This window comes from Mesorhizobium temperatum (assembly GCF_002284575.1).
GTDB lineage: Bacteria > Pseudomonadota > Alphaproteobacteria > Rhizobiales > Rhizobiaceae > Mesorhizobium > Mesorhizobium temperatum.
The window spans coordinates 275,229-300,547 of the sequence record NZ_NPKJ01000060.1 but is presented as its reverse complement, the minus strand read 5'-3'; the positions used below and the strand labels follow the sequence as shown (position 1 = coordinate 300,547).

Genomic DNA, 25,319 nt, shown 5'->3' with positions numbered 1-25,319 from the left:
TCCGAAACAGAGTCAGGAAAGGTGAACGGAAGCGACGAGCAGGATTGCGATCTCGCCAAACTGCTGCAGCGCGCCGACCGTGTCGCCGGTCTGGCCGCCGATCTGGCTGAGGCACAGCATACGGAAGGCGGCAAACAACAGGCCAAGCAGGATGAGCGCGGCGACCGCGCCACCGAACCCTAGCGCCAGCAGCGCGACGGCGCCGAGCACGGCACCGGCAATGGCGGTTTCGGCCGACACGGTGCCTGCGTCAACCGAGAGACCGTCGCTGCGCGCCGGCGGCAACAGATGCATGAAAGCGGCGAGCAGGCCGCGCGAACCGGCATGCGCGGCAATGAGAGCGGCGAGAACCTGCGCCGGGCTGGCGAATTCCGAAAGCAAGCTCCAGCGGATCAGCAGCGACAGAGCGAGCGCGCAGGCGCCATAGGCGCCGATGCGGCTGTCGCGCATGATCTCCAGTTTTTTGTCGCGTGTCTTGCCGCCGCCAAAACCGTCGGCGACATCCGAAAGTCCGTCCTCATGCATGCAGCCGGTGGCGAGCAAGGTCGCGGCAAGGGCAAGTGCCGCTGCCGGGCCAGATGCAAGGCCGAGCCAGGTCACGATCGCGTAAACCAAGGCGCCAATCAGAGCGACGGCGAGGCCGGCGACCGGCGCTGCCCAGATCGCGGCAGCAAGGGTGCGGTCCCGGAAATCGACGACCGGCAGCGGCAACCGCGTGAAGAAGACGAAGCAGAGCGCGATGTCATCGAGCGCTTGGCGGGGCGAAGGGGGCATGTCCTTGAGTTTGAGCATGATCTATTCCGAAAACCGGTTCCCACTTTTCGCTGACGCGGACCTCCGGTTCGGGATCATGCTCTAGCCTCTCGCAATGGCATGGAAGAACGTGCCGCTGACATGGCCGCGGCGGTAACCGGAGGCGCCGAGCGGATTGCCCTGGCCGTCAGCGAGGTCGGCCAATGGCTCGTCATTGCCAGTCGCGCTCATCTGCGCATAGTGGAATTCGTGGCCGCGGATCAGCGCGCCTTGGGCTCCAAGCGGGCAATCGGCGCGCAGCCGCGCCTCGCGGTAACCGAGATTCATCTTTCGCTTGGCAAAGCTGGTCGAGTGGCCGAGCAGCCCGAGCATCCTGTGCGTCTCTGCCGATACGTCCTCCAGCGCTTCGCCGAGCACCATGAAGCCGCCGCACTCGCCATGCACCGGCCGCGTTGCCGAAAACGCCTCAATGCCGGCCCGGAAATTCGCAGCCGCCGCAAGCCGGCCGGCGTGAAGCTCGGGATAGCCGCCGGGCAGCCAGCAGACATCGCAACTGTCGCTGGGCGGTTCGTCGGCGAGCGGCGAAAAGGGGACGATTTCCGCCCCGGCTTTGCGCCAATACGCCGCGACATGCGGATAGAGGAAGGTGAAGGCAGCGTCCTCGGCCAGTGCGATGCGCTGGCCGGGCGGTGGCAGCGCATCGCTGAAGTTGCCCGGCGCAGGTTCAAATGGTGCCGCCAGTGCCATAATGGCGTCGAGGTCGAGCGAGCGTTCGACCATGTCGGCCAGTCGGTCGAGATGCACCATCAAATTCTCATATTCGCCGGCCTGGACGAGGCCGAGATGGCGCTCCGGCAGGTTGAGCGAGGGATCGCGCAGGATCGCGCCGACCACTGGCAGATCGAGCGCTTCGATCGCGTCGCTGCAAAGCCGGCGGTGACGCTCGCTGCCCAGCCGGTTGAGCACGACGCCGGCCATGCGCACATCGGGGTCATATGTAGCAAAACCCTTGGCGACGGCCGCCGCCGTGGTCGACTGCCCGGAAACATCGAGCACCAGCAGCACCGGCAGGCCGTAGAGCCGGGCAAGATCTGCGGCCGAGCCGGTGCGGCCCGGAGCAGCGGGAATTCCGTCGAACAAGCCCATCGCGCTTTCGAGGAAGATGAAATCGGCGTCTTCAGTTGCGTCGCCTGCCAGCGCGTTGAGCAGCGCAGGCGGCATCGCCCAGCTGTCGAGATTGACACCGGAAAGGCCTGTCGCGGCGGTGTGGAAGCCGGGATCGATATAGTCGGGGCCCGACTTGGCGCCGCGCACTTTCAGGCCGCGCCTGGCGAGCGCGCGCAGGATACCGATTGTGACGCTGGTCTTGCCCGAGCCCGAGCGCGGCGCGCCGATGATGATCGCGCGGGTCATGGCTAGCCCGCCAATGCCGCGCGCATCGCGACGATGCCGCCGACGACGATCAGCGCCGGCGCGGCAAGGCCGGCGGCAGCCGCTTCCTCGGCGATGGTGGCGAGCGTGGCGACGACGATACGCTCCTGCGGCGTCGTCGCGGCGACGATCACTGCAGCAGGCGTGGAAGGCGGCAGGCCGCCCTCGAGCAGCGTGGCTGATATCAGCGGCAGATTGGCCATGCCCATATAGACGACGACCGGCTGGCCGGTGCGGGCGATTGCTGCCCAGTCGAGGTCGTCATCGGTGCCGGCGGCGTGGCCGGTGGCCAGGATCACCGCCTTGTTGATGCCGCGCATGGTGGCCGGGATGCCGGCACCGGCAAGCGCGCTGAGGCCCGAAGTCAGGCCGGACAGGACGCGGAACGGGATGTTTTCGCGGGCGAGCGCAAGCGCCTCTTCGCCGCCGCGACCGAAAATATAGGGGTCGCCACCCTTCAGCCTGACGACGCGGCGGCCTTCTCGCGCCAGCCGAACCAGCAGAGCGGTGATGTCGTCCTGCTTCATCGATGGCTGGCCGCCGCGCTTGCCGGCGTAGAACAGCTCCGCGGCCTCGGCGACAGCGACGATATCGGGCGATACCAGCGCGTCGTAGACGAGCGCATCGCACTGCCCAAGCGCGGCCAATACTTCCAGCGTCAGGCAGCCGGGATCGCTGGGGCCGGCGCCGGCCAGCCAGACATGGCCCGGCTCCAGCTGGCGCGGCTTGAAGTTGAGCCGGGCCAAAGCCTGTTCGATTGTGGCGTTTCCGCTGTTGTTTCCGGTTCCGTCGTTCACAATCCGTCCCGTCCGCGAAAACGCCGCTGGTAATGGGCGTCGTAAAGTGAACTCTCGCCAAAGCCTTCCGCTGCCAGCGAGCGGCCGACGAAGATGATAGCCGTGCGCTCCATCGGATCGGCGGCCAATTGCGCCTCGATGGTCGCCAGCGTGCCGGTCAGCACGCGCTCGTCCGGCCAGGAGGCACGGAAGACGACTGCCACCGGGCAGTCGGCGCCATAGAACGGTGTCAGCTCGGCGACAACACGATCGATGGCTTGGATGGCAAGATGAATGGCGAGCGTCGCGCCGGTGCGGCCGAAGCCGGCGAGGGTTTCGCCGAGCGGCATTTTCGAGGCGCGGCCGGATATGCGGGTCAGCACCAGACTTTGCGCGACTTCGGGAATGGTAAGCTCGCGGCGAAGCGCTGCCGCGGCAGCAGCGAAGGAGGGCACGCCCGGCGTCAGCGTATAGGCGATGCCGTGCTTCTCCAGCCGGCGGATCTGCTCGGCGACAGCGCTCCACACTGACAGGTCGCCGGAATGCAGGCGGGAGACATCGTGGCCGGCCTGGTGGGCCGCCACATATTCCGCTTCGATCTCGTCGAGCGACATCGGCGCCGTGTCGATCAATTTCGTACCGGGGGCGCAGTGCTGCAACAGCTCCGGCGAGACGATCGAGCCGGCATAGAGGCAGATCGGGCAGCTTGCCAGCAGCCGGCTGCCGCGCAAGGTGATGAGGTCGGCCGCGCCCGGTCCGGCGCCGATGAAGTTGACGGTCATGCCGCATCTCCGCTGATGGCGATGGCGCAGGTGACCGGGCCGAGCACGGTTCGCGGCCCAAGCAGTTTCGCGCCTTTTCCGGCGGCGGCAAGCGCGGAGGCTTCGGAAACCGACGGCGTGCCGGCATGTTCCTGCGACAGGCTCGAGCGGCTGATTGCGCGCGAAGACGCGGCCCTGAGCGCATCGTCCTCGACAATGATCACTGGCAGGGCGAGTTCGCGCCCCGCAGAAAAGATTGCCTGCTCGTCCTGCTTCAGAGAAGCAGTTGCGATCGCCGAAAGCGCCGTCATCGCCAGCCCATGCGTTTCCAGAGCGGTTTCTATGGCGGCAAGCACATCCCTTGCGCTGACGCCCTTGCGACTGCCGATGCCTGCGACCATCATGGTTTGACCCAGCTCCATTGGGTGACCGGCATCGCCGGCCGCCAAGCCTGCATCGAGCCGACGGGCGCCACACGCGATATCGCGATACGGGTGAGATCGCCGCCGAGCGCGGCGTGACGGGCTAGAAGCAGCGCCTCCATCTCCAGCGTCACCGCGTTGGCGGCCAGCCGGCCGCCAACGCGCAGGGCCTTGATCGCCGCGCCCAGCACGCCGGTATCGCTGCCGCCGCCGCCGATGAAGATCGCATCGGGCGTGCCTAGCTTGGCAAGCGCCTTTGGTGCCGAACCTTCGACCACGACAAGGCCGGGCACGCCGCAATGTGAAGCATTGCGATGGATGCGGGCGGCGCGGGTTGGATCGGCCTCGATGGCAATGGCGCGCATCGTGGGATGGGCCAGCATCCATTCGATGCCAATCGAACCCGAGCCGGCGCCGATATCCCACAGCAATTCGCCGCGCCTGGGGGCGAGGGCGGACAGGGTAATGGCGCGGATCTCGCGCTTGGTGATCTGGCCGTCATGTTCGAACAGATGATCGGCAAGACCTGATGTCAGCGGCAAGATGCGCGCTTCTGAAGTTGAGTCAACTTCGATCGCCAGCACGTTGAGCGGATTGATCTTTATGAGGTCGAAAGCATCGGCTCGAGTCGACCGCAGCTTTTCGTTTGGGCCGCCCAGGGCCTCCAGGATTGTCAGCCGCGAAGCGCCGAAGTCGAGTTCGATCAGCAGGCGCGCAATCGCTGCTGGTGCATCGCCGTCCGAGGTCAGCGCAAGGATGCGGGTGCCCGGATGCAGCAGTGGCCGGATCAGGTCGAGCGAGCGGCCGTGCAGCGAAATGGTCTCGATATCCTGCAGCGCCCAGCCGAGGCGGGCGGCGGCCAGTGACATGGCCGAAGGGGCAGGAATCACCTGCATCTCCTGGGAAGGAATCTTGCGAGCAAGGGTGACGCCGACACCGTGGAAGAAAGGATCGCCCGAGGCCAGCACGCAGACTCGCCTGCCGGAAAGCGCCAGCACGTCGCGCATCTCGGGATCGAAAGGGGCCGGCCAAGGATGTGCTTCACCTTTGATGAGCGACGCGACGAGGGCAAGGTGACGCGTGCCGCCGAAGACGAATTCGGCGTCGGCGATCAACCGCTTGGCCTCATCGCCGAGACCCGCTACACCGTCCTCGCCGATGCCGACGATTGTTAGCCATTTTTGCGTGAGCCAGGCGGCGCGCGATTGAGTTTCAGCAGGCATGATGACCAACCGCATTCTGATCCTCGGCGGAACCATCGAAGCCCGGCAATTGGCTGGAAGGCTTTCCGCGCGCACGGATATTTCGATCACGCTGTCGCTGGCCGGCCGCACCGAAAATCCCGTCGCGCAAGACGTGCCCACTCGTACGGGTGGTTTCGGTGGTGCTGATGGGCTGGCGGCGTATCTCCGCGAGAACCACATTGACCTGCTGGTCGACGCCACGCATCCCTATGCGGCGCAAATCTCCGCCAATGCGGCTGAAGCGGCGCATGAGGCCGGTGTGCCGATCGTTGCGCTGAGGCGCCCAGGCTGGGGGCCTGTCGAAGGTGACCGGTGGACGCAGGTCGCCCGTGTTGCCAGCGCGGTGACGGCGCTGGGATCGGCTCCACGCCGCGTCTTCCTGGCGCTCGGACGGCAGGAGGTCGCCGCCTTTGAGGCCGCACCCCAACATCATTATCTTATCCGCAGTGTCGATCCGGTCGAGCCGAAGCTGGCGGTGCCCAATGCGACCTATCTCTTGGCGCGCGGGCCGTTCCGGGAGCCGGACGAACGCGCGCTGCTCCAAGAATACCGAATCGATGTCGTCGTTTCCAAGAACAGCGGCGGCGAGGCGACCTACGGCAAGATTGCCGCTGCGCGGGCACTCGGCATCGAGGTGGTCATGATCCGCAGGCCGGCCTTGCCGGACGTTGCGTCGGCTGAGACTGTCGAAGCGCTTGCCGAAATGGTCGATCATTTTCTGGCCAGTCATTTTCTTGGGCCCGCTGCCGAACGCGGCGTGTAGACCAGCGCCGGTTTTTCACCGCGCTTGATGATCCTGGTTTCTGGCGAGCCGATGATGATGCAGGTCGCCATGTCAGCCTTTTCCGCATCGGCGTCCGCCAGCAGAAAAACCTCGATGCGCTCGTCGGGGCGGCCGGCGGCACGGCCGAAGACGACCGGCGTGGTGCCGGGCAGGATCGCCGTGAGGCATTCGAAGGCGCGGCCAAGCTGCCAGGGGCGAGCCTTGCTGATCGGATTGTAGAGCGCGATGACGAAGCCGGCGCCCGCCGCCGCCAGCAGCCGCAGCTCGATCAGGTCCCAGGGTTTTAGATTGTCGGACAACGAGATGGCGCAGAAATCATGGCCGAGTGGTGCGCCGATGCGGGCAGCGACCGCGAGCATTGCGGTGATGCCCGGCAGCATCGCAACCTCAACGGCGCGCCATTCGGCCGGGCCGGCCTCGATCGCCTCGCAGACGGCTGCCGCCATGGCAAAGACGCCGGGGTCGCCGCCCGAGACGACGGCGACATCGTGGCCCTGCGCAGCCTTTACCAGCGCGTCCTTGGCGCGGGACAGCTCCTCGCGATTGTCCGAGGCGACGCGGGTCTGGTCGGGGCGCAGATCGAGCCGGTCGAGATACGGCTTGTAGCCGTAGAAGAATTTTGCCTCGGCGACGGCGCGGCTTGCCTCCGGCGTCACCTGGTCGGCATTGCCGGGCCCAAGGCCAATGACGGTCAGGCGGCCGCTCATGCTTCGGCCCCCAATGCGGCGGGCCGGCCTGACCAGCCGGCGACCAGCACGATGGCGAAGTAGGGCGCCTTGTCGTCCTGCTTGTCGGCCAGCCGCATCGAGACGCCGCCCGACATGGTGCCGCGCTCGACATAGACGGCGCGCGCCAGCTTGTCGGTCGCTTCCAGCGCTCGCCTGATCTTGGGCAGGTTGCGGCCGACCTTCATGATGACGGCTGCATCGGTGTCGGCGAGGCGGCGCGTCAGCTCGAATTCGCTCATTGTGCCCGGCAGCACGGTCAATACATCGTCGCCCTGGACGATCGGCGTTCCGGTCGCCGACCAGCAGCCGGACATGGCGGTGACCCCGGGAATGACTTCGGTTGGGAAGCGATGCGCCAGCCTGACATGCAGGTGCATGTAGGAGCCGTAGAAAAGCGGGTCGCCTTCCGAAAGCACCGCGACCATCCTGCCGGCACTGAGGTGCTCGGCGACCTTCTCGGCCGACTCCTCGTAGAAATCTGTTATCTGCGACCGGTAATCGCTGTGATCCTTGTCGATTTCGGTGGTCACGGGATAGAGCAGCGGCAATTCAATCAAATCGGGACGAAAATGCGCGCCGACGATGGCGCGCGCATTGCTGTTGTTGCCGCGCTTGGCGAAATGCGCGACCACGTCGGCCTCGGCCAGCGCGCGCACGGCCTTGAGCGTCAGCAGCTCGGGGTCGCCAGGACCGGTGCCGACGCCGACAAGCCTGCCTTTTGCAATCGCGTTCACAGACCCGGCCTCGCCAGTGCGTTGAGTGCTGCGGCGGTCATGGCGCTTCCGCCCAATCTGCCGCGCACGATCGCGTAGGGCACGCCATAGGAATTCTCGGCCAGCGCGCCCTTCGATTCGGCCGCGCCGACGAAACCGACCGGCATGCCGATGATAACAGCCGGTTTCGGCGCGCCGTCGCGCAGCCTTTCCAGCAGGTAGAAAAGTGCGGTCGGCGCATTGCCGATGGCGACGACCGAACCCGCCATACGCTCGCCCCACAGGTCAATGGCTGCAGCGGAGCGAGTGTTGCCGATCCTTTTCGCGATGTCAGCGGTTCGTGGGTCGCGCAGCGTGCAGATAACCTCGTTACCGGCCGGCAGCCGCGCGCGGGTGACGCCGTGCGAGACCATCTCGGCGTCGCAGAAGATCGGCGCGCCGGCCGCCAGCGCCGTGCGCGCGGCGGCAACAAAATCCTCCGAAAAAACGAAATGCCCGGCAGCCTCGACCTGTCCGCAGGCATGAATCATGCGGATGGCGACATCGGCTTCGGCATCGGAAAAGCGCGACAGGTCGGCCTCGGCACGAATGATGGCGAAGGAGCGCTCATAGATCGCCGTGCCGTCATGGATGTAGTCATAGGCGGGCATGTTCATTCCTGTCGGTAGAGTTCGGTGACACCGGCCGCGCCAAGCCTTGTCAGGCAGGCGGCGGTGGTCTCGCATCGAAGTCGTGCTTTGCGGATCGCTGCGGCAATGCCGCCAACGCCGCGCGCGGCGTCATAGCCCGGCCTGTATCCGGTAGGAAGGGCCTTCGCCGTCCCGTCCACGACAAGTCCGGCCCCGTTTTCGCCGCCGACCAGTGTCAGCGCCGCCGCGCCGGGATGCGCGCAACCCTTGGCGCAGCCGGAAATGTGCAGCGTGAAGGAGGAATCGAGGATGTCACGGTTTTCTGCGGCGATGGTCTCGGCAATGTCGCGCGTCGCGATCCGGCCAGAGGCGCAGGCCGGCGCACCGGGGCAAGCGGCGATTTTCGTGCGCGGGTCGGTGGCGTCGGTGACGAAGCCGAGGGTGGTGGCGGCTCGCTGGAGCGAGTGGCAGGCGGTCGGGGAGAGGCCGAGGAAAAGCAGCGCGCGGCCAGGTGCCAGGCGGATTTCGGTGACGCCCAGGGTGAGGGCGTGTTGCGTGAGGCCGATGAGTTTTTGCGCTGGCATGCTGCCGAAGGGCAGGCCGATGCCGAGGGCGGTGCCGGCTGTCAGATCGAAAATGCCAATGGGGAAGCGAGCCGGCACAGGAAGGCGCTCCACGGCGCCCCCCTCTGTCCTGCCCTCTTTGCCACCACTTGGCATCTCCCCCACTTGGGGGGAGATTGCGCCCTCGTCTCCGCTTTCGCCAATCGCCAAAGGTGCCGAGGGGGAGCCGCCGGCGAAGCTGCCGATCTCCCCCCAAGTGGGGGAGATGTCCGGCAGGACAGAGGGGGGCGCGAAGGAATGCCAGCTTGTGAGAGATCTTAATTGCCTCTCCGTCAAATCCCGTGCATGGGCTTCGCGGCCTTTTTCAGCAACCATCCTTAGAATCGCGACGGCAATATCACGGGCCGCATCTTCCTCGACCATGACGAGTAGCGTCGCAGTCTGACTGTCGCCAGCGACAGCCACCTGCCACTGCGTTCCGGCATCAATCCGCACCGCGACCAGCCTGATGTCGGCCGTCACGGCATCCATGCCAAGTCGCCCGCCGCCGTCGACAACCACCGAGACCTTCGGGCCAACCCGTTGCGTAACGCCAGCGTCCTCGATGGCTTCGCGAATCCGCCCCGCCAGCGGGCGCGGATCTGCGATCTCTTCGGGGTCGATCCCCGCCAGCGGTCCGTGCTCCACCGGCACGCCGGTGCGCACGGCGATGCCGAGTGCATCGACCTCGACGGCCAGAAGCCGGGCGCTTGCCGGCGTCAGGCCGCGTAACTGCAGGCTGCCACGTGCGGTCACTTCCATGATGCCGTTGCCATGCCGCAAGGCCGATTCACCGAGTCGGATCAAGGATTTCGACGAGAGTCCTCCAGCGACCGGGTTGAGCCGCACCAGAAGCCCGTCGCCGGTCTGCATCGGCGCAGACAAAGCGGGGCAGGCGCCGCGTCGGGAGAAGGCGTTCATGCCGCCACCCCCAGCGCCTGGGCCTCGGCGATCAGTGCGGCGAGATCGTCATCGATGGAATTGCGCAGTGGATGCCAGAGACCGCGGCGCCGCGCCGACAGAAACCGCTCGGCGATGACCTTCGCGGCGGAAGGGTTCTCGCGCAGGATGAAGGCACGAACCGCGGGGTCGCCGAGATAGGCGTCGTGCACGGCTTCGATCAGCGCGCCCGATATAGCATGGGTGGTCTCGGCGAAGCCGACCAGCCGGTCGACCGTCTCGGCGAATTCCGAAGCGCCGCGCGGACCGTGCCGCATCTGGCCGGCAATGAAGCGCGGGTTGACCGCGCGGGCGCGAACTACCCGAGATACGGCTTCTCCAACCGAGCGCGGCTTCGGCTTTTGCGGATCTGTGGTGTCGAGCACGATGACGTCCGCATTCTTGCCGAGCGCGGCAAGTGCTGCCGAAAAGCCGCCGATGAAGGCGACGTCGGCGGAGCCTTCCAAAATATCGCGGCCGGGGTCGTCTCCGGTATGGACGAGAAGGTCGGCCTCGGAGACACGATCCTCGAACGCGCCTGGCGACGAAATCCCTTCCCCGTCGGCGCCGCCATAGGCATGCGAAGTGGCGTCGAGATAGGCGCGGCCGATCTCTTCGCGCGCGGCCCAGTCGCCGCTCGACAACAACTCCTCGACGCCGGCGCCGTAGGTGCCGGGCGAAGTGCCAAAAATGCGCGGGCTGATCTTCCCGTCTGCACGGGTTCTTGCCGCGAGCGGGTTTTCGGAAGCGTCCTCGTCACGGGCCGCGACAGCAGTCGCGGCTGCGTCGATCAGCGCGATCTGGGTCGGGAACATGTCACGGAACAGGCCTGAAATCCGCCAGGTGACGTCAACGCGCGGGCGGCCAAGCGTTGCCGGCGGCAGCACCTCGATACCGGTGACGCGGCCGGTCGCGGAATCCCATTGCGGCCGGCAGCCCATCAGCGCCAGACCTTGCGCGATCTCCTCGCCGCCGGTGCGCAGCGACGCCGAGCCCCACAGGTCGATGACCAGCGAACGCGGCCAGTCGCCATGCGATTGCATGTAGCTGCGCAAGACCTCGTCGGAGGCCGCCCTGCCGAGATCGAAGGATGTCGGCGTCGGCATGGTGCGTGGATCTGATGTGAACAGATTGCGGCCGGTCGGCAGCACATCGCGCCGGCCACGCGCCGGCGCGCCGGCAGGTCCGGCAGCGACATGGCGGCCGTCGAGGGCCGCGATCAGCGCAGACTTTTCGGCCGCCGCACTTTGCTGGCGCGAAGGATCGGTCTCGCCCTCGGGCGAGCGGCCATAGATGTGCAGGCCGTCCTTGATGGCGAAATCCTTCAGGTCGCAGAGCCAGGCGTCGACGCGGCGCAGCGCCTCATCGGGCGCGTCGGTTCCGGCGACGCCGGCTTCGGAGGCGAGCCCGGTCTTTTGCGCGGTTTCGACGATCAGCTTCGCCAGGCGGTCGCGGCGGCGGCGGTCGAGCCCGTCAGCCTGGGCATACTCGTCGACCAGCCGTTCGAGCTGGTGCTGGCTCTCGTCGAGCCCGGCGCCGGTCAGCGGCGGCGGCAAATGGCCGAGGGTGACGGCGGCAATGCGCCGCTTGGCTTGTGCTGCCTCTCCCGGGTTGGAGACGATGAAGGGATAGACGACGGGCAGGGAACCGGTGACGATCTCGGGGAAGCAGGATTCGCTGAGCGCCACGGTTTTCCCGGGCAGCCATTCCAGCGCGCCATGGGCGCCGACATGGACGAGGGCATGGACACCGAGCGACTTGCGCAGCCACAGGCCGAAAGCGATCAGCGCATGGCGCGGCGGCAATGTCGGGTCGTGATAGTCGGCGCGACGGTCGGCCGAGCGCCCGCGATCGGGGGCGAGTGCTACGGTGATGTTGCCGAAGGTGGCGGCGCGGAAGGGGAATCGCCTGTTGTTTGCTGGGATCGAAGGTTGGCGTTCCTTCGCGCCCCCCTCTGTCCTGCCGGACAGGACAGAGGGGGGCGCATTGATGGTCGTCTCACTGTCTGGCGACCCCCATGCCTTTTCGACGACCCTCACTGCCGCAGTTGGGAGGGCCTGATAAAAATCGCGATAGTCGTTCAGGCTCAATCCCTGCCCGCCAAGCTCCAGCATCTCCAGCAACGCGCGCGGCGTTTGCGGAATCCCTTCAACGGTGTAGCCCTGTTCGCTCAGGTCGTGCAGCATCGCCAGCACGCTGGACGGCACGTCGAGGCCGACGGCGTAGCCGGTGCGGCCGGGGGCGCTCGGATAGTCGGGGATCAGGATGGCCAGCTTGCGTTCCGCGCGCGGCGTACGCTGCAGGCGGATGAAGGCTTGGACACGGTTCGCCACCTGCGCGACGCGGTCCGGCTCCGGCCGGTTGGCGAAGGCGCGGAAAGCCAATGCGGGATCGACCTCGCTTTCGCCCTTGAAGGAAATGGCGCCGGCAAGGATGCGGCCGTCGAGTTCGGGGAGGACGACATGCATGGCGAGGTCGGCAGGCGCCAGGCCGCGCTGGTTGTTTTGCCAGATGTCACGGCGTGTCGTCGCGACGATGACCTGGAACACCGGCACGCCGGCGCGGTCGAACAGGGTTTCGACGCCGGGCTCGGCGCCCGAGGCGAACGCCGTCGCCGCGATGATCGCGGCAGGGTTTAGCGCGGCAAGCGCGGTCTCTACAAAGGCCAGCGAGACCGGATCCTTGAGGCTGGAGACGAAGATCGGCACGGGGGCCATGCCGCGCTGCCGCAGCGCTTCGAACAATGCATCGATCGGCGCGACATCGGCGGCGAGCAGCATCGAACGGTAAAAGAGAATTGGCACGACGTCCCCCTCGAGGGGAGGGTGGCCCGCAGGGCCGGGTGGGGTCGTTGCGGCAGTGCTCGACGTTTTTTGCTGTTGGCGCACTTCACAGGCGACCCCACCCCCGGCCTGCGGCCGGACCCTCCCCTCAAGGGGGAGGGGGACGTCGCCGCGTCCGGGTTCGTAAAATCCCGCCTTCGGCACGACAACCGGCTCGGCAACGGCCGCCTCCGATCCCGCCAGCCGCGCGAGTCTCTGCACCAGCGCCGTCATATTCTCCGGGCCGCCTTCGCGAAAATAGCCCAGCAGGCCGTCGAGTTCTTCGCGCGGCAGCGTCGAGCATTCGATCAGCCGGAGATCCTCGTCGCGGCATTCGCCGGGCAGCAGCGCCAGTTTTATGCCGCGTGCGCGGGCGATCGAGGCGAGTTGGTCGCAGCCGTAGCGCCACCAGTCGTAACCGCCGAGGATGCGAACCAAAACAACCCTGGCGTGCCGGGCGACGCTGTCGATCCAGAGATCGACGGACATCGGATGGCGCAGGTCGCGTAAAGCCGCCAGGCGCATCGAGGGCAGGCGATCCGCGTCTGCTTTCCACGCCGCCGCCAGCCCGGCCAGATCGCTGTCGGTGAAAGACAGCGCCACGACATCCGCAGGCGTCTGCCTGAGATCAACAGGCTCGGCGAGATCGTCGAGCGAGGCGGATGTTGTGGTGAGGATGTGCATCGCGGCTCGTGCCTGAGGTCAGCCGGCGAGGATACGCTCGATTGCCGGGCGGTTCAGCCCTTTCAGGCCGATGACGACGAGGCGCGAGCGGCGGTCGTCCTCAGCGGTCCAGGCGCGGTCGTAATAGTGATTGACGCGCGGACCGACAGCCTGCAGCAACAGCCGCATCGGCTTGCCGCCGACCTCGACGAAACCCTTGACGCGCAGCACGTTTTCTTCCTCGGCCGCGGTAGCGACGCGCAAAGCCAGCTCATCGGGATTGGCGATCGACGGAATGTCGATGACGAACGAGTCAAAATCGTCATGCTCGTGGTCGAGCTCGTCGTCGTGATGGGTCTTGCGGTTCTCGATATCGTCCTCGACGGCGAGGCCGAGGCCGAGCAGCACGGACGGATCGACCTTACCCTGCGAGGTCGGTACGATCTTCACCGCGCGCGCGGTGTGCTCGCCGATGATGGCATTGGCACGGGCCGAGCCGGCAGCGTCCATCAGGTCACTCTTCGACAAAATAATCAGGTCGGCGCAGGCGAGCTGGTCCTCGAACACCTCCTCGACCGGATCGTCGTGGTCGAGCGTCTCGTCCTGCGCGCGCTGCGCCTGCAGGGCGTCCATGTCGTTGGCGACGCGGCCATCAGCCAGCGCCGGTCCGTCGACCACGGCGATGACGCCGTCGACCGTGACCCGGCTCTTCACCGTCGGCCACTGGAAGGCCTGGACCAGCGGCTTCGGCAAAGCGAGGCCGGAAGTTTCGATCAGGATATGGTCGACCCTCGGCGTCAGCGACAGGATCTGGTCGAGCGCCGGCACAAAGTCGTCTGCAACGGTGCAGCAGATGCAGCCATTGGCCAGTTCGACGATATTTTCCTCGGGGCAGGTGTCGATGCCGCATCCCCTGAGGATCTCGCCGTCGATGCCGATGTCGCCGAACTCGTTGACGATGATGGCCAGCCGCTTGCCGCCGGCGTTTTCGAGCAGATGGCGGATCAGCGTCGTCTTGCCGGCGCCGAGGAAGCCGGTGACGACGGTGCAGGGCACGCGGGAGACGGAAGTGGTCATATCTGATCCTTCACAAGGGGAGGGATGCGGGCGACGAGGCCGCGCTTCAGGCAATCGGGGCGGCCGCGCCATGGAATGAGGCCGTCCGTCGAGGTGGCGAAGAGCTTTGCGCCAGCGACGAGATCGGCGCCGCTGGTCGCGCTCAGGTCGCCGAAGACATAGCTCCAGCAGCCATCGCGCAGGATCGCCGCGCTCAGCCGGCGCTTGCAGTTGCCAAGGCATTCGACGGTGCGGATACGGATATTTTCGCCTGATACAGCGCGGCGCGTGTCTTCGGCCAACAATTGGCCGGCGCGGGGATGGCCGTCGGAGCCGGTCTCGTCACGGCAGGAGGCGCAGACGATCACGGTGACGCCGGCCAAGGCATCACTATCGCCGGACAATACGTCCGCTGTCTCAGCCGAAAAACTGCTGTCGCGTTCCAAATCAGGCTCCTTGCCCGGAAAACCCGCCAGGCGATCGGATTCTTATGTCCTAGACGGCAGGTCTCCTGGCTCGCGGGTCATCGCCTTGGTGCCGCCTTCCCGGGACCGTCCCAGTGGTTTTCGGCCTTGGCTCGTCGCTTACAGTTGCGGGGACAGCCGCGGATTTGAAATCGAAATTTCGCACCGCATTCCCTCTTGGCTCCTCCCTTTGCCGAGAGGAGACCGTCTGGACCGGATTTAGGCTTGTGCAGGCAGTCGTGTCAACGCACGTCTACGACGCGGCAATGTCGGCAAGCGGTTGGCCCAGGTCACCCGCAGGCGCCACGTCGATGCGTTCCAGGCCGAGCCAGCCCTGCATCAGCTTCAACTCCTCGAAGAGTGCGGCGGCGGTTTGCGGCGGGGCGCCGGGCTCGGCATAGGCGGCATGGACGCGCAGCACGCCGGCGGGGCGGTCGGCCTTGAGGTCGATGCGCGCCACGATCTTTTCGCCGAGCAGGAACGGCAGCACATAATAGCCGTATTGGCGCTTTTCGGCAGGGGTATAGATCTCGATGCGATAGCGGAAGTCGAACAGTCTTTCCGTACGCGATCGCTCGAAGACAACCGGATCGAACGGAGCGAGCAAAGCGCGTGCCTCGATCTTGCGTGGAAAACGGGCGTCCTTGTGAAGGTAGGCTGTTTTGTCCCAGCCTTCGACGCGAACCGGCAAAAGATCACCTGTGTCGACCAGTTCCTCGATGCGACCGTTGATGTCGGCCGGGGAGAGGCGGAAATAGTCCCGCAGGTCGCTCGCTGTCGCGACGCCGTGGGCGCGGGCGGAAATGCGCAGCAATTCGCGGTGCGCATCCTCCGGGGAGGGCACCGGCAAGGCAAGTACTGCCGGCGGCAGCACGCGCTCCGGCAGATCATAAAGCCGCTCGAAGCCACGACGCGATGCCGTGGTGATACGGCCGGCCCAGAACAGCCATTCGAAAGCGTGCTTGGCGTCGCTCCAGCCCCACCAGCCGCCGTTTCCCTTTTGGCCTTCGAGGGCGGAAGCAGCAATCGGGCCGCGCTCGACCACCTCGCGATAAATGTCCTCAATGTAGGCGGCGCGTTCGCGGCCCCACTTGGCCAGCCCGTTATACATCTCCTCGCCACGCTCGGCCCGTTCCATGCGCCAGCGCATCAGCGGATAGGTTTCGACCGGCAGAAAGGAGGCTTCGTGCGCCCAATATTCGAAGACCGTGCGCTTGCGCGTCACGGCTGCGTTGTCGAGCAGCGCAAGCGGGTAGGGGCCAAGCCGCGAATAGAGCGGCATATAGTGGGCGCGCACCACCGCGCTGACGGAATCGATCTGCAGCAGGCCGGTCCGGCCAAGGACACGGGCTAGATGGCGGCGATCAGGCGTGCTGTTAGGGCGAGGATCGGCAAACCCCTGTGCAGCAAGCGCGACGCGCCGGGCCATGGCGAGCGAGATTTTTTCCTTCATGCAGACGGCACTCTGTTGGCGTTTCGACCAAAGGTGGGAGAGATGATTCCGCGCCATACTAGCAGGGTTTTGGCGGCATCTATGTCAGGAGAGAAAAGTGGAGTAAAAAGTGAAGGAAATCAAACAGGAGCGGACTGGACCAGTTTATCCGGATATGCCGTCGAGCACCGTGTTTTGAACAAGGTTTGACTTGCTTCGCCGAAAGCCCTGCGCTAACCCTCGCCGCGTTGCAGCATAGAGCCCCCTAAAACGGTTCAGTGGTTAAACTGTCACGCTTCCGCAAGTGGGTCCGGTGCTGTAATCAGAGTGGATTGGCCGCCAACGGAAAGCTGCAGCATGAACGCATTGTTGAGTTCGTACCTGCCCATCGTCCTGTTCATCGGCGTGGCGCTGGTCGTCGGCCTGGCGCTGCTTGCCGCACCCTTCCTGGTGGCCTACCGCAACCCAGATCCGGAAAAGCTTTCCGCCTATGAGTGCGGCTTCAACTCGTTCGACGACGCCCGCATGAAGTTCGATATCCGCTTCTACCTGGTGTCGATCCTGTTCATCATCTTCGATCTGGAGGTGGCCTTCCTGTTTCCGTGGGCAGTGTCTTTCAGCCAGATCGGCATGCTCGGTTTCTGGTCGATGATGGTGTTTTTGGCGGTGCTGACCATCGGCTTTGCCTATGAATGGAAGAAAGGAGCGCTGGAATGGGATTGAGCGACAATTCCGGCACGCTCGTCGCGCCGAAGCCAAAAGGCATTCTCGACCCCAGCACCGGAAAGCCGGTGGGGGCGAATGATCCTTTCTTCCTCGAGATCAACAACGAGCTTGCCGACAAGGGTTTTCTCGTCACCTCCACCGAGGCGCTGATCACCTGGGCCCGCAGCGGCTCGCTGATGTTCATGACCTTCGGCCTTGCCTGCTGTGCGGTCGAGATGATCCACACCTCGATGCCGCGCTATGACTCGGAGAGGTTCGGTGTTGCTCCTCGCGCGTCGCCGCGCCAGTCCGATATCATGATCGTCGCCGGCACGCTGACCAACAAGATGGCGCCGGCGCTGCGCAAGGTCTACGACCAGATGCCGGAGCCGCGCTACGTCATCTCGATGGGCTCCTGCGCCAATGGCGGCGGCTACTACCACTATTCCTATTCGGTGGTGCGCGGCTGCGACCGCGTCGTGCCGGTCGACATCTATGTGCCCGGCTGTCCGCCGAGTGCGGAAGCGCTGCTCTACGGTATCCTTCTGTTGCAAAAGAAGATCCGCCGCACCGGCACGATCGAGCGGTGAGCGGGATGATGAGCCTGAATGAACTCTCGACCTATCTCGGCGAGAAGCTGAGCGGCCGGATCGGCGAAGCGGTGTTTGCCTATGGCGAACTCACCATCTCGGTCGAGCCGCAGGATCTGATCGAGGTGGTGACGTTCCTGCGCGACGATCCAAAATGCCAGTTCATTTCGATCATCGACGTCTGCGGCGCCGATTATCCATCGCGGGCCAAGCGCTTCGACGTCGTCTATCACCTGCTGTCGCCGAAGCAGAATATTCGTATCCGCATCAAGGTCCAGGCCGACGAAGAGACGGTGGTGCCGTCGATCACCGGCGTTTATCCCGGCGCCGACTGGTTCGAACGCGAAACCTACGATCTCTACGGTGTGCTGTTTTCGGGCCATCCTGATCTCAGGCGGATTTTGACCGATTACGGCTTCGAAGGTCATCCGCTGCGCAAGGACTTTCCACTGACCGGTTTCGTCGAGGTGCGCTACGACGACGAGGCCAAGCGGGTCATCTACGAGCCGGTCGAGCTCAAGCAGGAATTCCGCAATTTCGATTTTCTGTCCCCGTGGGAAGGTACGGATTACGTGCTTCCGGGGGATGAGAAGGCAAAGCAGTAAATGGCTGAAACCTCCGTTCGCAACTTCAACATCAATTTCGGCCCGCAACATCCGGCAGCGCATGGCGTTTTGCGCCTCGTGCTGGAGCTCGATGGCGAAGTCGTCGATCGCGTCGATCCGCATATTGGACTGTTGCATCGCGGCACTGAAAAGCTGATCGAAGCCAAAACCTATCTGCAGGCGGTGCCTTATCTCGACCGGCTCGACTATTGCGCACCGATGAACCAGGAGCATGCCTTTGCGCTGGCCGCCGAGCGGCTGCTCGGCATCGAGGTGCCGAAGCGCGGCCAGCTCATCCGCGTGCTCTATTGCGAGATCGGCCGCATCATGTCGCACATTCTCAATGTGACGACGCAGGCGATGGATGTCGGCGCGCTGACGCCGCCCCTGTGGGGCTTCGTTGAGCGCGAAAAACTCATGGTATTCTATGAGCGGGCCAGTGGCTCGCGCATGCATGCGGCCTATTTCCGGCCCGGCGGCGTCCACCAGGACCTGCCGCAGCAGCTGGTCGAGGATATCGGCAACTGGATCGACCCGTTCCTGAAATCGCTCGACGATCTCGACGCACTGCTGACCGGCAACCGCATCTTCAAGCAGCGCAACGTCGACATCGGCACCGTCTCACTGGCCGATGCCTGGGCCTGGGGCTTTTCGGGCGTCATGGTGCGCGGATCCGGCGTCGCCTGGGATCTGCGCAAGTCGCAGCCTTACGAATGCTATGCCGAGATGGATTTCGACATTCCAATCGGCAAGAACGGCGACTGCTTCGACCGTTACCTCGTGCGCATGGAAGAGATGCGCCAGTCGGCGAAAATCATGCGCCAGTGCGTCGACCTGCTGCTCGGCAAAGAAGGCACAGGGCCGGTGTCGAACCTCGACGGCAAAGTGGTGCCGCCGAAGCGTGCGGCGATGAAGCGTTCGATGGAGGCGCTGATCCATCACTTCAAGCTCTACACCGAGGGCTACCGCGTGCCGGCGGGCGAGGTCTATGCGGCGGTCGAAGCGCCGAAGGGCGAGTTCGGCGTCTATCTCGTCTCCGACGGCACCAACAAGCCCTATCGCTGCAAGCTGCGGGCGCCGGGCTTCGCGCATCTGCAGGCCATGGACTTTTTGTGCCGCGGCCACATGCTGGCCGACGTCACCGCCGTTCTCGGCTCCCTCGATATCGTTTTCGGGGAGGTTGACCGGTAGCAATGAACGCGCTTGTCACCGCAGCGGTCCTGACAATGGCGGCCCAAGTTCCTGCTTGGGGCCCCGATGGTCGGCTGCTGTCACGAGACCTTCTCAAGATTGGGTTTGAGCTGGTTGCGGAAGGTGACTTGTTGATGGGGCGCACGTTCGAGAGACATGCACCGATGGATGAGGGGATACTTCTTCATTCCTTTCCGCAGTGCCAGCTGGATTCGTTCGTTGCCGAGGTGCCCAGCCGGCCGCGGCCTTATTGTGTTTCCTGGGTTGGCGATCGTTATGACGAATACATCCGCCTGAAGCGCGGGAAAGAAGAGTTTGTGTGCGTGCTAGGGCAATCTGAGAACTGCTATCGCGTCTCTAGCTCGGTTCAATAAGAAACAACAAAGCGAAAATCATGTCAGTCCGCCGTCTCGCAGAAGCCAGCCTCCAGCCAGCCTCCTTCGCCTTCAACCGGGCGAATGCGGCAGCGGCGAAGCAATGGATCAAGAAGTATCCGAAGGGCCGCGAGCAGTCCGCGATCATCCCGTTGCTGATGCTGGCGCAGGAGCAGGAAGGCTGGGTGACCAAGGCGGCGATCGAGACGATCTCCGACATGCTCGGCATGCCCTACATCAGGGGGCTCGAAGTCGCGACCTTCTACACGCAGTACCAACTCAATCCGGTCGGCACCCGCGCGCATATCCAGGTCTGCGGCACCACGCCCTGCATGCTGCGCGGCTCGGAAGCGCTGATGGATGTGTGCCGGTCGAAGATCCATCACGACCAGTTCCATACCAACGACAAGGGCACGCTGTCGTGGGAAGAGGTGGAATGCCTCGGCGCCTGCGTCAACGCGCCGATGGTGATGATTTTCAAGGATACGTTCGAGGACCTGACGCCGGAACGGCTTGCCGAGATCATCGACCTCTATGATGCCGGCAAAGGCGCCTCGGTAACGCCGGGGCCGCAGAACGGCCGCATCACCTCCGAGCCGATCACCGGTCTGACGACGCTGAAGAGCGAAAAGGCAATCCTGAAGACGACTCGCGACAGGGAAGCCAAGGCGGCGGCCAAAGCCGCCAGGGAGGCAGCACCAGCGGCAATTGTCGCGACGCCGGCGGCTCCGGCCGTACAGGCACCGGCTGCCCCCGTAGCGCCGTCGAAAGCCAGCAAGCCGAAGACCGATGCGCCCGAAACCAGCCCGGCGCTGAAGTCGCCTTCGCCGGTCAAGGTCGCACCAGAGACCGAAAAGGCGGCGAGCGTCGCCGCACCGCGGCATTCGGCCGCCAATGCCAACAAGGCCGCGCCGGAAGTCGAAAAGGTTTCGAAACAGCGCAGCGGTCCCATAGTCAAGGCTGAGCCAGCGGCCGCTTTCAAGGCGCCGGAAGCCAAGGGCGCACAGCTCGGCGCTGCCGGCGCCGCCAAGACGACCAATGCCAAGCCTGCCAAGCCTTCGCTCGACGACAAGAACCGCCCGGTCGGCATCGCGAGGCCGGCACTGGTCGACGATCTCAAGCTGATCTCAGGCGTCGGCCCAACGATCGAAGGTATCCTGCATTCGCTTGGCATCTTTACCTACGCGCAAGTCGCGTCCTGGAGGAAGGCCGAGCGCGAGTGGGTCGACGGCTATCTCAGCTTCCACGGCCGCATCGAGCGCGAAGACTGGGTCAAGCAGGCCAAGGCGCTCGCCAAGGGCGGGGTCGCCGAATATATCCGCGTCTTCGGCAAGAAGCCGGTCTGAGGAACGAACATGCTTCAGGATAGAGACCGCATCTTCAACAACATCTACGGCCGCTTCGACAAGTCGCTGGCCGGCGCAATGGCGCGCGGCGCCTGGGACAACACGCCCGGCATCATCGCCAAGGGGCGCGACTGGATCGTCAACGAGATGAAGGCGTCAGGCTTGCGCGGCCGCGGCGGCGCCGGCTTCCCGACCGGGCTGAAATGGTCGTTCATGCCCAAACAGAGCGACGGCCGGCCGAGCTATCTCGTCGTCAATGCCGACGAATCCGAGCCCGGCACCTGCAAGGACCGCGACATATTGCGCCATGACCCGCACACGCTGGTCGAGGGCTGCCTGATCGCCGGCTTCGCCATGGGCGCGATCGCCGCCTACATCTATGTGCGCGGCGAGTTCATCCGCGAGCGCGAGGCGCTGCAGCGCGCCATCGACGAGGCCTATGAGGCCAAGCTGATCGGCAAGAACAACACCTCCGGCTACGATTTCGACATCTACATGCACCATGGCGCCGGCGCCTATATCTGCGGCGAGGAAACGGCGCTGCTCGAAAGCCTCGAAGGCAAGAAGGGCCAGCCGCGGCTGAAGCCGCCATTCCCGGCCAATGTCGGCCTCTATGGCTGCCCGACGACGGTCAACAATGTCGAGTCGATCGCCGTGGCACCGACCATTTTGCGCCGCGGCGCTGCCTGGTTCTCGTCCATCGGCCGGCCCAACAATGTCGGCACCAAGCTGTTCTGCATTTCCGGCCACGTCAACAATCCGTGCACCGTCGAAGAAGCGATGTCGATCCCGTTCCGCGAACTGATCGAGACGCATTGCGGCGGCATTCGCGGTGGCTGGGACAATCTGCTGGCGGTCATTCCAGGCGGCGCTTCGGTGCCGCTGGTGCCGGCGGAGCAGATCATCGACGCGCCGATGGATTTCGATGCGCTGCGCGACCTAAAATCGGGCCTCGGCACGGCGGCTGTCATCGTCATGGACAAATCGACCGATATCGTGAAGGCGATCGCGCGGCTTTCCTATTTTTACAAGCACGAGAGCTGCGGCCAGTGCACCCCGTGCCGCGAAGGCACCGGCTGGATGTGGCGGGTGATGGAGCGGCTGGTGCGCGGCGAGGCGCAGAAGCGTGAGATCGACATGCTGCTCGATGTGACCAAGCAGGTCGAAGGCCACACGATCTGCGCGCTGGGCGATGCGGCGGCGTGGCCGATCCAGGGCCTGATGCGGCATTTCCGCGGCGAGGTGGAGCGGCGTATCGACGAGTTTTCGCGCAATGCGCACCGGACTGAGCCGGTGATGGTGGCGGCGGAATAGACAAGAATTTGAAAGAAGGGCGAATGCCCGATTGGAATGCGGGCGAGTGCCCGATTTGAAATACGGGCATTCGCCCGACTTGAGGAAACAGGCCCGGGGCATACGGAAGAAACGACCAGGAGACCACCTATGTCGCTGAATTCGAGACCCGATCATTTGATGCCAGATTTGGACCCGTTCGAGAAGATGAACCAGGACCTGACCAGGATGATGCCGAAGGAGATGGCGAGCGCCGTCAATCTCCTGGCGCATCCTGTCGCGGGGGCGGCAGCGATGTCGGCGCTCGGCATCGGGCTTGCCAATCATGCCTTTGGGGTGTGGATGGGCGTGCTCTCGGGCGCCGTCGAGGCCTCGCAGCGGCTCTTCCAGCCGATCATCGACGATTTCGATGCCAGGGTCGAACGCTTTTCCGAGACAGGGACGAGCTCCTCGACCAAGGCGCGCGCGGCGACGAAAACCTTGATCGCCGAGGCGCAGTCCTTCGCCAGGGACGTGAACGACATAGCCGCGAGCAGCATGGATGATGCACGCAGCGTGGTGGATGCGGCTGCCGCACCGACCGGGTTGATGCCGGAGGACTTCAAGCAGCCCAAGGCCATGGATCGTCCGGAAAATCCGGCCGACCTCAAGGCGATATCGGGCATCGGGCCGAAGCTGGAAGAGGTGCTGCACGGCTTGGGCATCTGGACGTACGGCCAGATCGCGGCATGGACGCCGGAAGAGATCGCCTGGGTCGACGACTATCTGTCGTTCAAGGGCCGCATCGATCGCGACAATTGGCTTGGCCAGGCGGCGGTGCTGGCCGCGGCCAAACATTGAATTCAATGCCGGGCGCGGTTTCGGCTGCGCCCGGAAAGAAAGATTGCGGAATGTCCGCAGGGGTTTGAGACGACATGGCAAAGCTCAAGGTCGACGGGAAAGAGATTACTGTACCCGACCACTACACGCTGCTGCAGGCAGCCGAGGACGCCGGCGCGGAAGTGCCGCGCTTCTGCTTCCATGAGCGGCTGTCGATCGCCGGCAATTGCCGCATGTGCCTGATCGAGGTGAAGGGCGGGCCGCCCAAGCCGCAGGCATCCTGTGCCATGGGCGTGCGCGATCTGCGCCCGGGACCGAATGGCGAAACGCCGGAAATCTTCACCAACACGCCGATGGTCAAGAAGGCCAGGGAAGGCGTGATGGAATTCCTGCTGATCAACCATCCGCTCGATTGCCCGATCTGCGACCAGGGCGGCGAGTGCGACCTGCAGGACCAGGCGATGGCGTTCGGCGTCGATTCCTCGCGCTATCACGAGAACAAGCGGGCGGTCGAAGACAAATATGTCGGGCCGCTGGTCAAGACGATCATGAACCGTTGCATCCATTGCACGCGCTGCGTCCGCTTCACCACCGAAATCGCCGGCATTTCAGAGCTCGGCCTGATCGGCCGCGGCGAGGACGCCGAGATCACCACCTATCTCGAAAGCGCGATGACCTCGGAACTGCAGGGCAACGTCATCGACCTTTGCCCGGTCGGTGCGCTGACCTCCAAACCCTACGCCTTCCAGGCGCGGCCGTGGGAGCTGACCAAGACCGAATCCATCGATGTTATGGATGCCGTCGGCTCGGCGATCCGCGTCGATTCCAGAGGCCGCGAGGTGATGCGCATCCTGCCGCGCACCAACGAGGCGGTGAACGAGGAGTGGATTTCCGACAAGACCCGCTTCATCTGGGACGGCTTGCGCACTCAGCGCCTCGACCGGCCATACGTCCGCAAGAACGGCAAGCTGACCCCTGCAAGCTGGGCCGAGGCTTTCTCCGCGATCAAGGAAGCGGTGTCGAGCACCGCACCCGACAAGATCGGCGCCATTGCCGGTGATCTCGCCGCCGTCGAGGAGATCTATGCGCTGAAGCTGCTGATGGCCTCGCTCGGCTCGAAGAACACCGACTGCCGCCAGGATGGCGCCGCGCTCGATCCGTCGCTCGGCCGAGCAAGCTATATCTTCAACCCGACCATCGAGGGCATCGAGCAGGCCGACGCGGTGCTGATCATCGGCGCCAATCCGCGCTTCGAAGCGTCCTTGCTCAACGCTCGCATCCGCAAGCGCTGGCGGGTCGGCAACCTGCCGGTCGGCGTCATCGGCGATGTCGGCGATACGCGCTACGACTATGAACAGCTCGGCGCCGGGACGGAATCGCTGAAGGATCTGGCCGACGGCAATGGCAAGTTCTTCCAGGTGCTGAAGAAGGCGACGCATCCGCTTGTTATCGTCGGCCAAGGTGCGCTGGCACGTTCAGATGGCGCGGCCGTGCTCGGCCAGGCGGCCAAGCTTGCCATCGCCGTCAATGCCGCGAGAGCCGGCTGGAACGGCTTTGCCGTGCTGCACACTGCGGCGGGGCGCGTCGGCGGTCTTGATGTCGGCTTTGTGCCGGGCGAGGGCGGCAAGAACGTCGCCGGCATGCTGGGCGATATGGACGTGCTGTTCCTGCTCGGCGCCGATGAGATCGCCATGGCCAAGACCGGCGGCGCCTTCGTCGTCTATATCGGCACGCATGGCGACCACGGCGCGCACCGCGCCGACGTCATCCTCCCGGGCGCCGCCTATACCGAAAAGTCGGGCACCTACGTCAACACCGAGGGCCGCGTGCAGCAGACCAACCGTGCCGGCTTCGCGCCGGGCGATGCGCGCGAGGACTGGGCGATCCTGCGGGCGCTGTCGGATGTGCTGGGCAAGAAGTTGTCGTTCGATTCGCTGCCGCAGCTTCGCGCAAAGCTCTATGGCGAATACCCGCATCTCGCGCGCATCGACCAGGTCGCGGCCGGCAACGCTGACGATATCGCCAAGGTGGCGAAGCTCGGCGGGCGGCTTAACAAGGGCGCCTTCACATCGCCGGTCAAGGACTTTTACCTGACCAACCCGATCGCGCGGGCTTCCGCGGTGATGGCGGAATGCTCGGCGCTGGCGAAAAACGGCTTCAGGCAGGCGGCGGAATAA

The 25,319-nt window shown here is 64.9% G+C and carries 24 protein-coding genes and 1 riboswitch; of the genes, 10 read left to right on the top strand and 14 right to left on the bottom strand.

What is annotated here, in order from left to right:
• Positions 1-12: 12 nt before the first annotated feature.
• From CIT26_RS22945 to cbiE, 6 genes are all read right to left on the bottom strand, one after another.
• Complete coding sequence (locus CIT26_RS22945; RefSeq protein ID WP_095494665.1) at positions 13-792, bottom strand: adenosylcobinamide-GDP ribazoletransferase; 780 nt, start codon at positions 790-792, stop codon at positions 13-15.
• Positions 793-855: 63 nt separating this feature from the next.
• The gene (locus tag CIT26_RS22940; protein ID WP_095494664.1) at positions 856-2,166 is read right to left on the bottom strand and encodes a cobyrinic acid a,c-diamide synthase CobB; all 1,311 of its coding nucleotides are present in this window, start codon (positions 2,164-2,166) and stop codon (positions 856-858) included.
• A gap of 2 nt (positions 2,167-2,168) precedes the next feature.
• Positions 2,169-2,981 carry a uroporphyrinogen-III C-methyltransferase gene (cobA, locus tag CIT26_RS22935; protein ID WP_095494663.1) on the bottom strand — a complete coding sequence of 271 codons (813 nt, stop codon included), beginning with the start codon at positions 2,979-2,981 and terminating at the stop codon, positions 2,169-2,171.
• Positions 2,978-3,742 (bottom strand): precorrin-4 C(11)-methyltransferase, encoded by a 765-nt coding sequence (cobM, locus tag CIT26_RS22930; RefSeq protein WP_095494662.1) that lies wholly within the window; start codon positions 3,740-3,742, stop codon positions 2,978-2,980. The genes cobA and cobM overlap by 4 nt, the downstream gene beginning before the upstream one ends.
• Positions 3,739-4,125, bottom strand: coding sequence for a cobalamin biosynthesis protein (locus CIT26_RS22925; protein WP_095494661.1), 387 nt, complete (start codon positions 4,123-4,125; stop codon positions 3,739-3,741). The genes cobM and CIT26_RS22925 overlap by 4 nt, the downstream gene beginning before the upstream one ends.
• Positions 4,122-5,366, bottom strand: coding sequence for a precorrin-6y C5,15-methyltransferase (decarboxylating) subunit CbiE (gene cbiE / locus CIT26_RS22920; protein WP_095494660.1), 1,245 nt, complete (start codon positions 5,364-5,366; stop codon positions 4,122-4,124). The genes CIT26_RS22925 and cbiE overlap by 4 nt, the downstream gene beginning before the upstream one ends.
• 1 nt (position 5,367) lies before the next feature.
• Here cbiE and CIT26_RS22915 point away from each other — a divergent pair, with 1 nt between their 5' ends.
• Positions 5,368-6,150: a cobalt-precorrin-6A reductase gene (locus CIT26_RS22915; protein ID WP_095494659.1), complete on the top strand. Its 783-nt coding sequence runs from the start codon at positions 5,368-5,370 to the stop codon at positions 6,148-6,150.
• Here CIT26_RS22915 and CIT26_RS22910 read toward each other — a convergent pair.
• From CIT26_RS22910 to CIT26_RS22875, 8 genes are all read right to left on the bottom strand, one after another.
• Complete coding sequence (locus tag CIT26_RS22910) at positions 6,114-6,878, bottom strand: precorrin-3B C(17)-methyltransferase (protein ID WP_095494658.1); 765 nt, start codon at positions 6,876-6,878, stop codon at positions 6,114-6,116. The genes CIT26_RS22915 and CIT26_RS22910 overlap by 37 nt on opposite strands.
• Positions 6,875-7,633, bottom strand: coding sequence for a precorrin-2 C(20)-methyltransferase (locus CIT26_RS22905; RefSeq protein ID WP_095494657.1), 759 nt, complete (start codon positions 7,631-7,633; stop codon positions 6,875-6,877). Before CIT26_RS22905 ends, CIT26_RS22910 begins: the two co-directional genes overlap by 4 nt.
• Positions 7,630-8,262 (bottom strand): precorrin-8X methylmutase, encoded by a 633-nt coding sequence (locus CIT26_RS22900; protein ID WP_095494656.1) that lies wholly within the window; start codon positions 8,260-8,262, stop codon positions 7,630-7,632. Before CIT26_RS22900 ends, CIT26_RS22905 begins: the two co-directional genes overlap by 4 nt.
• Before the next feature lie 2 nt (positions 8,263-8,264).
• A complete protein-coding gene (cobG, locus tag CIT26_RS22895) occupies positions 8,265-9,764 on the bottom strand; it encodes a precorrin-3B synthase (protein WP_095494655.1) in 1,500 nt (499 codons plus the stop codon).
• Positions 9,761-13,288 (bottom strand): cobaltochelatase subunit CobN, encoded by a 3,528-nt coding sequence (gene cobN / locus CIT26_RS22890; protein ID WP_095494654.1) that lies wholly within the window; start codon positions 13,286-13,288, stop codon positions 9,761-9,763. Before cobN ends, cobG begins: the two co-directional genes overlap by 4 nt.
• Positions 13,289-13,306: 18 nt before the next feature.
• A complete protein-coding gene (gene cobW / locus CIT26_RS22885) occupies positions 13,307-14,344 on the bottom strand; it encodes a cobalamin biosynthesis protein CobW (protein WP_095494653.1) in 1,038 nt (345 codons plus the stop codon).
• The gene (locus CIT26_RS22880; RefSeq protein WP_095494652.1) at positions 14,341-14,769 is read right to left on the bottom strand and encodes a DUF1636 family protein; all 429 of its coding nucleotides are present in this window, start codon (positions 14,767-14,769) and stop codon (positions 14,341-14,343) included. Before CIT26_RS22880 ends, cobW begins: the two co-directional genes overlap by 4 nt.
• Before the next feature lie 38 nt (positions 14,770-14,807).
• Positions 14,808-15,011: riboswitch (cobalamin riboswitch) on the bottom strand.
• 29 nt (positions 15,012-15,040) lie between these two features.
• Complete coding sequence (locus CIT26_RS22875) at positions 15,041-16,240, bottom strand: winged helix-turn-helix domain-containing protein (RefSeq protein ID WP_095494651.1); 1,200 nt, start codon at positions 16,238-16,240, stop codon at positions 15,041-15,043.
• 336 nt (positions 16,241-16,576) lie between these two features.
• Here CIT26_RS22875 and CIT26_RS22870 point away from each other — a divergent pair, with 336 nt between their 5' ends.
• The 9 genes from CIT26_RS22870 (at position 16,577) to nuoG (ending at position 25,319) form a co-directional block, all read left to right on the top strand.
• Complete coding sequence (locus CIT26_RS22870) at positions 16,577-16,942, top strand: NADH-quinone oxidoreductase subunit A (RefSeq protein WP_023798850.1); 366 nt, start codon at positions 16,577-16,579, stop codon at positions 16,940-16,942.
• Entirely contained in the window at positions 16,933-17,514 is a 582-nt protein-coding gene (locus CIT26_RS22865; RefSeq protein ID WP_027156092.1) for a NuoB/complex I 20 kDa subunit family protein, read from the top strand. Before CIT26_RS22870 ends, CIT26_RS22865 begins: the two co-directional genes overlap by 10 nt.
• Before the next feature lie 8 nt (positions 17,515-17,522).
• The gene (locus tag CIT26_RS22860) at positions 17,523-18,119 is read left to right on the top strand and encodes an NADH-quinone oxidoreductase subunit C (protein WP_167391515.1); all 597 of its coding nucleotides are present in this window, start codon (positions 17,523-17,525) and stop codon (positions 18,117-18,119) included.
• The gene (locus CIT26_RS22855; RefSeq protein ID WP_095494650.1) at positions 18,120-19,310 is read left to right on the top strand and encodes an NADH-quinone oxidoreductase subunit D; all 1,191 of its coding nucleotides are present in this window, start codon (positions 18,120-18,122) and stop codon (positions 19,308-19,310) included.
• Positions 19,311-19,312: 2 nt separating this feature from the next.
• Entirely contained in the window at positions 19,313-19,684 is a 372-nt protein-coding gene (locus CIT26_RS22850; RefSeq protein WP_095494649.1) for a hypothetical protein, read from the top strand.
• Between the two features lie 20 nt (positions 19,685-19,704).
• The gene (locus CIT26_RS22845; RefSeq protein ID WP_095494648.1) at positions 19,705-21,030 is read left to right on the top strand and encodes an NADH-quinone oxidoreductase subunit E; all 1,326 of its coding nucleotides are present in this window, start codon (positions 19,705-19,707) and stop codon (positions 21,028-21,030) included.
• A gap of 9 nt (positions 21,031-21,039) precedes the next feature.
• Positions 21,040-22,344 (top strand): NADH-quinone oxidoreductase subunit NuoF, encoded by a 1,305-nt coding sequence (nuoF, locus tag CIT26_RS22840; RefSeq protein ID WP_095494647.1) that lies wholly within the window; start codon positions 21,040-21,042, stop codon positions 22,342-22,344.
• Positions 22,345-22,473: 129 nt separating this feature from the next.
• A complete protein-coding gene (locus CIT26_RS22835; RefSeq protein ID WP_095494646.1) occupies positions 22,474-23,163 on the top strand; it encodes an NADH-quinone oxidoreductase subunit E in 690 nt (229 codons plus the stop codon).
• A 74-nt stretch (positions 23,164-23,237) separates the two neighbouring features.
• A complete protein-coding gene (gene nuoG / locus CIT26_RS22830; protein ID WP_095494645.1) occupies positions 23,238-25,319 on the top strand; it encodes an NADH-quinone oxidoreductase subunit NuoG in 2,082 nt (693 codons plus the stop codon).

Bases quoted from the DNA above. Each gene is read 5' to 3' on its own strand.
- cobW (WP_095494653.1), bottom strand. From the start codon at position 14,344: ATGACCACTTCCGTCTCCCGCGTGCCCTGCACCGTCGTCACCGGCTTC.
- CIT26_RS22900 (WP_095494656.1), bottom strand. From the start codon at position 8,262: ATGCCCGCCTATGACTACATCCATGACGGCACGGCGATCTATGAGCGC.
- cobG (WP_095494655.1), bottom strand. From the start codon at position 9,764: ATGAACGCCTTCTCCCGACGCGGCGCCTGCCCCGCTTTGTCTGCGCCG.
- CIT26_RS22925 (WP_095494661.1), bottom strand. From the start codon at position 4,125: ATGATGGTCGCAGGCATCGGCAGTCGCAAGGGCGTCAGCGCAAGGGAT.
- CIT26_RS22835 (WP_095494646.1), top strand. From the start codon at position 22,474: ATGTCGCTGAATTCGAGACCCGATCATTTGATGCCAGATTTGGACCCG.
- CIT26_RS22865 (WP_027156092.1), top strand. From the start codon at position 16,933: ATGGGATTGAGCGACAATTCCGGCACGCTCGTCGCGCCGAAGCCAAAA.
- cbiE (WP_095494660.1), bottom strand. From the start codon at position 5,366: ATGCCTGCTGAAACTCAATCGCGCGCCGCCTGGCTCACGCAAAAATGG.
- cobN (WP_095494654.1), bottom strand. From the start codon at position 13,288: ATGCACATCCTCACCACAACATCCGCCTCGCTCGACGATCTCGCCGAG.
- CIT26_RS22910 (WP_095494658.1), bottom strand. From the start codon at position 6,878: ATGAGCGGCCGCCTGACCGTCATTGGCCTTGGGCCCGGCAATGCCGAC.
- CIT26_RS22870 (WP_023798850.1), top strand. From the start codon at position 16,577: ATGAACGCATTGTTGAGTTCGTACCTGCCCATCGTCCTGTTCATCGGC.
- CIT26_RS22860 (WP_167391515.1), top strand. From the start codon at position 17,523: ATGAGCCTGAATGAACTCTCGACCTATCTCGGCGAGAAGCTGAGCGGC.
- CIT26_RS22845 (WP_095494648.1), top strand. From the start codon at position 19,705: ATGTCAGTCCGCCGTCTCGCAGAAGCCAGCCTCCAGCCAGCCTCCTTC.
- nuoF (WP_095494647.1), top strand. From the start codon at position 21,040: ATGCTTCAGGATAGAGACCGCATCTTCAACAACATCTACGGCCGCTTC.
- CIT26_RS22855 (WP_095494650.1), top strand. From the start codon at position 18,120: ATGGCTGAAACCTCCGTTCGCAACTTCAACATCAATTTCGGCCCGCAA.
- cobM (WP_095494662.1), bottom strand. From the start codon at position 3,742: ATGACCGTCAACTTCATCGGCGCCGGACCGGGCGCGGCCGACCTCATC.
- CIT26_RS22945 (WP_095494665.1), bottom strand. From the start codon at position 792: ATGCTCAAACTCAAGGACATGCCCCCTTCGCCCCGCCAAGCGCTCGAT.
- nuoG (WP_095494645.1), top strand. From the start codon at position 23,238: ATGGCAAAGCTCAAGGTCGACGGGAAAGAGATTACTGTACCCGACCAC.
- CIT26_RS22915 (WP_095494659.1), top strand. From the start codon at position 5,368: ATGACCAACCGCATTCTGATCCTCGGCGGAACCATCGAAGCCCGGCAA.
- CIT26_RS22875 (WP_095494651.1), bottom strand. From the start codon at position 16,240: ATGAAGGAAAAAATCTCGCTCGCCATGGCCCGGCGCGTCGCGCTTGCT.
- CIT26_RS22850 (WP_095494649.1), top strand. From the start codon at position 19,313: ATGAACGCGCTTGTCACCGCAGCGGTCCTGACAATGGCGGCCCAAGTT.
- CIT26_RS22940 (WP_095494664.1), bottom strand. From the start codon at position 2,166: ATGACCCGCGCGATCATCATCGGCGCGCCGCGCTCGGGCTCGGGCAAG.